Source organism: Vibrio sp. OPT20 (assembly GCF_963889365.1).
Lineage (GTDB): Bacteria > Pseudomonadota > Gammaproteobacteria > Enterobacterales > Vibrionaceae > Vibrio > Vibrio splendidus.
The window spans coordinates 74,847-82,639 of record NZ_CAWPOA010000101.1 but is presented as its reverse complement, the minus strand read 5'-3'; the positions used below and the strand labels follow the sequence as shown (position 1 = coordinate 82,639).

Genomic DNA, 7,793 nt, shown 5'->3' with positions numbered 1-7,793 from the left:
ACGTTTCTATCCAATACTCATCGCAACACTGTTCACCGTAGGCTTTGTTTATCCATTCTTTGAAGGCATCATCTGGAATGGTAATTTTGGTTTCCAAGATTGGCTTGAAGCGCAATTCGGTTATGGATTCCATGACTTCGCAGGCTCTGTAGTAGTTCACGGCGTTGGCGGTTGGATTGCTTTGGTCGCGGTTTACTTCTTAGGTATGCGTAAAGGTCGTATTCGTGCTGGTAAACACACTAACTTCGCACCATCTAACATCCCATTCTTAGCACTAGGTTCTTGGATCTTATGTGTGGGTTGGTTTGGCTTCAACGTGATGTCAGCTCAAGCGATCAATGGCATCAGTGGCCTAGTAGCCATGAACTCACTTATGGCGATGGTCGGCGGCATTCTAGCGGCTTTAGTCGCAGGTAAAAATGACCCAGGCTTCATCCACAATGGTCCTTTGGCTGGTCTCGTAGCGATATGTGCAGGTTCAGACTTAATGCACCCACTTGGCGCTCTCGTTACAGGTGGTGTCGCGGGCGCATTGTTCGTTTACCTGTTTACTTATATGCAGAACAAAACACAGATTGATGATGTGCTGGGTGTATGGCCATTGCACGGCGTGTGTGGCGCTTGGGGTGGCATTGCAGCTGGCATCTTCGGCCAGCAAGCACTCTGGGGACTAGGTGGCGTGAGCTTTGGTGCGCAAGTAATGGGAACACTTGCAGGTATTATCGTCGCTCTAGCCGGTGCATTGGTTGTATACGGTGTTCTAAGTAAAGTGACTGGCCTACGTTTAAGTGAAGAAGACGAGTTCAACGGTGCGGATCTTGCCATCCACAAGATCTCATCAATAAACGAAGACTGATCACAGTTCAATAGATAAACAATAAGCGGCTTCGGTCGCTTTTTTTGTGTCTGTTCATTCTTAATCCGCTGATATCGAGCGAGTTATGTCACAAATAATCAATGAATTCAGTTGGCTAAGACTATGGTCTAATCCCTAAAACTATTGTTGGAATTTGAACAGTGCTAAGCTGTTACAAAGTGACATATTGAAAAGGACGTTATATGCATTTCCCATATCGAAATATCGTAATTCTTACTGGCGCCGGCATCTCTGCGGAGTCGGGGATTCAAACATTCCGAGCACAAGACGGATTATGGGAAAACCATAAAATCGAAGATGTCGCGACACCAGAGGGTTTTGCAAAAGATCCAGATTTGGTGCAAGAGTTCTACAATAAACGTCGTCATGGCTTACAAGGTGAGAGCATTCAACCAAATTCCGCCCATAAGGCGCTCGGTGAGCTCGAAGAGAAGCTAGACGGCAAAGTAACGATCATCACTCAAAACATCGACAACCTGCACGAGAGAGGCGGTAGCAACAATATTATTCACATGCATGGTGAACTTCTTAAGGCACGTTGCAGCGAATCAAACCAAGTTCTAGAGCACAAAGACGATATCCATACCGGCGAATTGTGCCATTGTTGCCAGATCCCCGCTCAAATGCGTCCTCATATTGTTTGGTTTGGCGAAATGCCATTAAGAATGGGCGACATCTATTCAGCGTTAGAAGAAGCGGATCTTTTCATCTCGATCGGCACGTCAGGTGTGGTTTATCCAGCCGCAGGTTTTGTACATGACGCTAGAATGCATGGTGCGCATACCATCGAGATAAATCTCGAACCTAGTGCTGTTGAAAGTGAGTTTGAAGAGAAACGCTACGGTAAAGCCAGTATTGAAGTGCCGAAATTAGTGGGTGAGTTGTTGTGTTCAGAGAAGGGCTCTTTGACGGCTTAACTAATCTTTATCCACTATATATGGCAAATGTACATTGACCTAAAAAGAATTAGAGTCGTATGTATGTTTGCCTTTTTTGTCTCTATTTTTTACCTGTCTTACGGCCAAATCAGCCACTAAATAATGGAGTAATTAAGCTCGTTGATCTGTTCGCTGCGCTTTTTTCATTTCATACATCGCTTTATCTGACTCATCAAGCGCCTGTTTAAAGTTCTCTCGACTCGTTACTTCAATACCGTAAGAGAAGCCGATGTTCTCTCCATGTAATAGGTTCGTCACTTGGGTTACAAACTCGCCACCACGGCCAAGTTGTACAGTCGCGACAAACTCATCACCGCCAACACGAAACACCATTTCATCTTCTAAGGCGGCTTGGTTGAGCGCTTGAGAGAAGCGAACGATCATTAGATCGCCAACTTTATGGCCTTTACGGTCATTGACTCGCTTTAACCCGTCCAAATCGAAATATATGAGTTCGAATTCTTTCAGCGTGATTGCGTCAAATTTCTTACGATTATACAAGCCTGTCAGCTCATCTTGCTTGCTTTGATCTTTCAATTTGGTTGTAAGTTCAGTTATACCGTAAGCAATAAGTAGGAAGGCTATTTGCAACAATCCATCTTCAAGAAAGGTGTCGAGTAACTCGTTTCGGTCGGCCCATTCATCTAGGTGTTTGAGCTCTGTGATCACATCATAAAGCAAGTTAAAAATAAGTAGTAGAGCACCATAGCGAAGGGCTTTATGAGGGCGAATAGCATGACGAGCAACGTAGTAGATGTACATTATAATCACGAGCGTGTTCGTTTCAAAAAACAGATCGTAATTGGAATCTATGTGAATAAAAGAACTCAGCCCAAGCATCAAGAATGACGCAAGCAGCATCAGAGTCACAACCAATAATATAGGGTTCGCGGGCATATTAAATCGCACTTCATTTGGTTTAATATCATCCTATATAAAGTGTAGATAAAAATAAAGCGGCTTACGCCGCTTTATTAACCTGTCAGTAACAATCTAGTTGTTTACTTTAAGTTTTTGGAAGTACTCGTCATAAATAATGCTCGCTTCGCCAACTTCATCTTGCCAAACGCCGTTATCCATCACTGATTGCGGTGGGAAAACGTTCTTATCTTCAGCAAATTCTTTAGGAAGAAGAGGGTAAGCCGTTTTAACTGGCGTCGGGTAACCGATCTCTAAAGCAATCTTAGCGGCGTTTTCAGGGCGAAGAAGGAAGTCGATCATCTTATGTGCCGCTTCAACATTTTTAGCACCTGATGGGATCGCTAGGCTATCCATCCAGAAAATCGCGCCTTTCTCTGGCCAGATGATGTCAATTGTCGCGCCTTCTTGGCGTGCCATGTAAGCAGAGCCATTCCAAAGCATACCAAGAGATACTTCACCTGCTAGGTAAGGGTTAGCTGGGAAATCTGAGTTAAATACCAATACGTTTGGCATCAGCTTACGAAGTTCTTCGTACGCTTCTTTGATTTCTTCAGGGTTCGTCGTGTTTGGAGAGTAACCCAGTTTAGACAGTGCGATATGGAAAACCTCACGAGAGTCATCCATCATCATCAGTTGACCTTCCCACTGTGTATCCCACAGGTCGCCCCAGTTTTTAACTGAAGACTTGTCTAGCATATCTGAGTTGATACCAATACCCGTTGCGCCCCAGATGTATGGGATCGAGTAGTTGTTGTTTGGGTCAAATGGCTTATCTAAGTAATTTGGATCCAAATCTGCAAAGTGGCTTAGCTTAGTTTTATCAAGCTCTTGAAGCATGCCTTCTTTACGCATCTTAGAAACGAAGTAAGTAGAAGGAACCACTAAGTCGTAACCCGTACCTTGAGTTTTTAACTTAGCGTACATGCTTTCGTTAGACTCATAAGTTGAGTAATAGACTTTAATGCCAGTTTCTTCTGTGAAGTCTTCTAGTACTTCATTTGGAATATATTCAGACCAGTTGTAAAAATACAGTTCTTGGTCAGCTGCGAAAGAGGGTGTAGAAAGTAAAGTAGCAGCACACAATGCGCCGGTATACAGTGTTTTTTTCATTACTGTTCCGTTCATTTGTTTGATTTGGAGCTGGGTAGTGAACCCAAAGTAAATGGATTTCTAAAAATCGCGCTAGATTATAGCAGTGATATAACAAAATAGGCAGCCTAAGCTGCCTATTCATTGATATTCTTATTTTTAACGTGTTGATTACCTAACTCAGGTTGTTAAGTAAACCAGTTACTTATCAGCGTCTGTTGACCGGAGCAATGAGATAACGAACTCCGTTACTGACCCGCTTTAAGCTTCATGAAGTAATCTTCGTACTTCACTGTCTTATCGCCCACCGCGGCTTGCCATTCAACACGGTCAAGATCTTCTTGCGACGGGAACAGAGCTGGGCTGTCTTTGAACTTCTCATTAGACGCTTTAACTGCCGTTAGGTAACCTGTGTCACGAGAGATTTGCTCTGCGATTTCTGGGCGAAGTAGGAAGTCGATCATCTTATGAGCTGCTTCTACGTTGATTGCGCCAGAACTGATAGCAAAGTTATCAACCCAACCAATGCCGCCTTCTTTAGGGAAAACCAGTTTAATCGGTAGCCCTTCATTTTGCGCTGCAGCGGCAGAACCGTTCCAAAGCATGCCAAGACCGACTTCACCAGACATGTATGGCGCGCCTGGGTTATCTGAGTTAAACACAAGAACGTTTGGCATCAACTTACGCAGTTCAGCGTAGGCTTCGTCGATTTCTTTCTCGTTAGTCGTGTTACCTGAGTAACCTAACTTACGCAGTGCGATGTGGAACACTTCACGCGTGTCGTCCATCATCATCAGTTGACCTTCAAGCTCTGGCTTCCATAGATCAGCCCAGCTTTGGAAATCTTCTGGATCGTACATGTCAGTGTTAACAGCAAGACCAGTGATCGCAACTACGTGTGGAATAGAGTAGTCGTTGTTTGGGTCGTACGGCTTATCTAGGTAGTTAGTATCTAGATTCTTGAAGTTGTTCAGCTTAGTTTTATCGATTTTTTGTAGCATACCTTCGTCACGCATCTTAGAAACGAAGTAAGTCGACGGCACAACTAGGTCGTAGCCTTTGTTGTGTGTTTTTAGCTTTGCGTACAAGGTTTCATTCGATTCGTAAGTCGAGTAAATCACTTTGATGCCAGTTTCATCAGTGAACTGTTCTAAGATCTCACTATTGATGTAAGGTCCCCAGTTCATGAATACCAATTCTTTGTTATCTTTTGCAAATGATGGTGCAGATAACATTGAAAGCGCACATGCACTACCAGCTAATAGAGTAGCCCATTTTTTCATTGACGTTAGCTCCAAACTAAACGTTGCCAAAAGGCAGTAGATAGAAAAACAGAATGGCAATTTACCATTCTGTTTATGAATAACACTGTTGTTAAACTTGAAGTATCTTAACTTCTTATCAAGTCAGTCTCAGTAAAGAGTAGGAGACTTACTTGATTTTCTCTCTCGCTAATAACTGAGAAATAATCACCAGTATTAACGACACCACTAACATCACTGTTGCTAGGGCGTTGACCTCTGGAGATATACCGACTTTAACCATCGAGTAAATCTTCAGTGGCAATATTTCATAGGTTGGGCCCGTTACGAAAGAGCTGATGATCACATCGTCCAAAGACAGAGTGAAGCTCAATAACCAACCCGCAGCAACAGCTGGCTTAGCAAGAGGCAAGATGATCTGTTTTAGAATCGTCCATTCACTTGCCCCTAAATCTTTTGCAGCTTCTAGCATCTTCACATCAAAGCCATTCAAGCGACTGTAAACCGTAACAACAACGAACGGCAGACAGAAAGTAATGTGCGCCGCAAGTAGGGTAAAGAACCCAAGTTGTACACCCATAACTAAGAATAGCGCAAGAAGCGAAATCGCCATTACGATATCTGGAGACATCATCACGATGAACAACATGCCATTGACGATGCCTTTACCTTTAAATTGGTAACGGAATAAGGCTACTGCTGTCAGGCTGCCAACAATCGTTGCGGCAGTTGCTGAGAACACCGCGACGTTGATCGAGTGCCACGCAGCCTGCATTAGGCTATCGTTGTTAATCAACGCGTCATACCACTTGGTGGTAAAGCCACCCCATTTCATACCAAACTTATTGGCATTAAAAGAGTTGGCAATTAATACGATAATAGGTAGGTATAGAAAAGCGTATACCAGCGCCATAAAGCTGAACTTAACTGTGCGACCCATTAGTCTAGCTCCACTTTCTTATTCAATAACTTGCCTGCACGGTAGTAGGCATAAAGCATCACGGCCATAGCGGTAGTCAGTGCAATACTGGTTGCGGCGCCAAACGGCCAATCACGAGCATTAAGCACTTGGCTCTTAATGACGTTACCGATCAACAGGTTCTTAGCACCGCCCAACAAGTCTGAAATGTAGAACATTCCAAGCGCAGGGAGCAATACAAGTAAACAACCACCGATAATGCCTGGCATCGTTAGGGGTAAAACAACCTTCAATAGCGTTTGAAGTTTGTTCGCACCTAAGTCTTTAGCCGCTTCTAAATAAGTATCGTCTAGCTTTTCAATCGCTGAGTACAACGGCAAAATCATGAAAGGCAATAGGATATACACTAACCCGATCATTACTGCCGTTTCTGAATACATGATACGAAGTGGCTTATCGATAATGTCTAACGCCAACAAACCTTTGTTCAACACACCTTGTGTACCTAAAACCACTTTTAACCCGTAAGTACGAATCAAAGAGTTGGTCCAGAATGGCACAATCACTAAGAACAACATGATTGGGCGCCATTTCGTAGGCATTTTTGCCACTATATAGGCAAATGGGTAACCAATAATTAAACAAAGTAGGGTTGCGACAATCGCCATATAGAAAGAGTGCATCAGCACTTTAAAATACAGCGGATCAGCCAAACGCAGGTAGTTATCGAGAGTGAAGGTCATCTCGATCAAGTTCGCTTCATCACGAGTTAGAAAGCTAGTGCCGATGATCATGATGTTTGGAATCATCACGAACAGCACTAACCAACCTGTGATTAAAGCAACAATCGCGTTTTGTAAATTAAACTTCTTGCTCATCTTCTAACACCACTTCCCAGCTCTCAACCCAAGTTACTGCAACTTTTTGGCCCAGTGAGTGATCAACATCAGGGTCATCTTCGTTGAAGAATTCGCTAACCATGACACGCATACCTGATTCAAGTTCTACGACTGAATCTAATGTCATGCCTTTGTAGGTTCGCTCGACAATGTGGCCGACAATACCACTTTGATCCGACTCTTTAATTTCTTCGATACGAAGATCTTCAGGGCGAAGTAGTACTTGCAGTTTTTGGCCCGGTGCTACATCTTTATCATGATAGATAATTGACTCTTCACCTTCGATTGTCGCAACAATGCGCTTTTCATCTTGACGAGATTTCGCTGTCGCTTCGAATACGTTAATTTCACCAATGAAACGAGCAACAAATAAGTTCTTAGGCTCTTCGTAGATTTCTCTTGGTGTTCCGTCTTGTTCAATCACGCCATCACGCATAACAATAATACGGTCAGACATGGACAATGCTTCTTCTTGGTCATGCGTTACAAAAATGAACGTGATACCAAGTTGGCGTTGCAGTTGTTTAAGCTCGATTTGCATCTGTTTACGTAGTTTGTAATCTAGAGCAGAGAGAGACTCATCCAACAAAAGAACTTTAGGCTTATTAACGACAGCACGAGCGATTGCGATACGTTGCTGTTGACCACCGGATAGCTGGTGTGGCTTTCGTTGTGCCATTTGTTCTAGGCGCACCATTTTTAAAGCATCCATGACACGAGGTTCAATCTCGGTGTTTGGCACTTTTTGCATGCGTAAACCAAATGCCACATTGTCGAAAACGGTCATATGTGGGAATAGGGCATAGCTTTGGAATACAGTGTTAACATGCCTTTGTTCAGCAGGAACTTGGGTTACATTCTGTTGAGCTAATAGTATTTCACCACTAT

At 43.4% G+C, this 7,793-nt stretch carries 8 protein-coding genes; 2 read left to right on the top strand and 6 right to left on the bottom strand.

Annotated features, from left to right (window positions below):
- Both AACR09_RS20350 and cobB read left to right on the top strand, forming a co-directional pair.
- On the top strand, nt 1–856 hold an 856-nt coding region (locus tag AACR09_RS20350; protein WP_228010774.1), incomplete at its 5' end, for an ammonium transporter.
- 203 nt (nt 857–1,059) lie between these two features.
- Entirely contained in the window at nt 1,060–1,794 is a 735-nt protein-coding gene (gene cobB / locus AACR09_RS20345; RefSeq protein WP_102456343.1) for a Sir2 family NAD+-dependent deacetylase, read from the top strand.
- Between the two features lie 132 nt (nt 1,795–1,926).
- Here cobB and AACR09_RS20340 read toward each other — a convergent pair whose 3' ends face one another.
- The 6 genes from AACR09_RS20340 to potA all read right to left on the bottom strand — a co-directional run.
- Nucleotides 1,927–2,724, bottom strand: a complete 798-nt coding sequence (locus AACR09_RS20340; RefSeq protein ID WP_193835591.1) for a GGDEF domain-containing protein — start codon at nt 2,722–2,724, stop codon at nt 1,927–1,929.
- 84 nt (nt 2,725–2,808) lie between these two features.
- Complete coding sequence (locus tag AACR09_RS20335) at nt 2,809–3,846, bottom strand: extracellular solute-binding protein (RefSeq protein WP_193835590.1); 1,038 nt, start codon at nt 3,844–3,846, stop codon at nt 2,809–2,811.
- Between the two features lie 227 nt (nt 3,847–4,073).
- Nucleotides 4,074–5,108, bottom strand: a complete 1,035-nt coding sequence (locus AACR09_RS20330; RefSeq protein WP_017077235.1) for an extracellular solute-binding protein — start codon at nt 5,106–5,108, stop codon at nt 4,074–4,076.
- Nucleotides 5,109–5,256: 148 nt separating this feature from the next.
- Nucleotides 5,257–6,027, bottom strand: a complete 771-nt coding sequence (gene potC, locus AACR09_RS20325; RefSeq protein ID WP_004733706.1) for a spermidine/putrescine ABC transporter permease PotC — start codon at nt 6,025–6,027, stop codon at nt 5,257–5,259.
- Nucleotides 6,027–6,884 (bottom strand): spermidine/putrescine ABC transporter permease PotB, encoded by an 858-nt coding sequence (potB, locus tag AACR09_RS20320; RefSeq protein ID WP_004733704.1) that lies wholly within the window; start codon nt 6,882–6,884, stop codon nt 6,027–6,029. Before potB ends, potC begins: the two co-directional genes overlap by 1 nt.
- A partial coding sequence (potA, locus tag AACR09_RS20315) for a spermidine/putrescine ABC transporter ATP-binding protein PotA (protein ID WP_228010770.1) occupies nt 6,868–7,793 on the bottom strand: 926 nt, incomplete at its 5' end. The genes potB and potA, both read right to left, overlap by 17 nt.

Coding starts and splice junctions, on each gene's coding strand:
- cobB (WP_102456343.1), top strand. CDS start 1,060: ATGCATTTCCCATATCGAAATATCGTAATTCTTACTGGCGCCGGCATC.
- AACR09_RS20335 (WP_193835590.1), bottom strand. CDS start 3,846: ATGAAAAAAACACTGTATACCGGCGCATTGTGTGCTGCTACTTTACTT.
- AACR09_RS20330 (WP_017077235.1), bottom strand. CDS start 5,108: ATGAAAAAATGGGCTACTCTATTAGCTGGTAGTGCATGTGCGCTTTCA.
- potC (WP_004733706.1), bottom strand. CDS start 6,027: ATGGGTCGCACAGTTAAGTTCAGCTTTATGGCGCTGGTATACGCTTTT.
- potB (WP_004733704.1), bottom strand. CDS start 6,884: ATGAGCAAGAAGTTTAATTTACAAAACGCGATTGTTGCTTTAATCACA.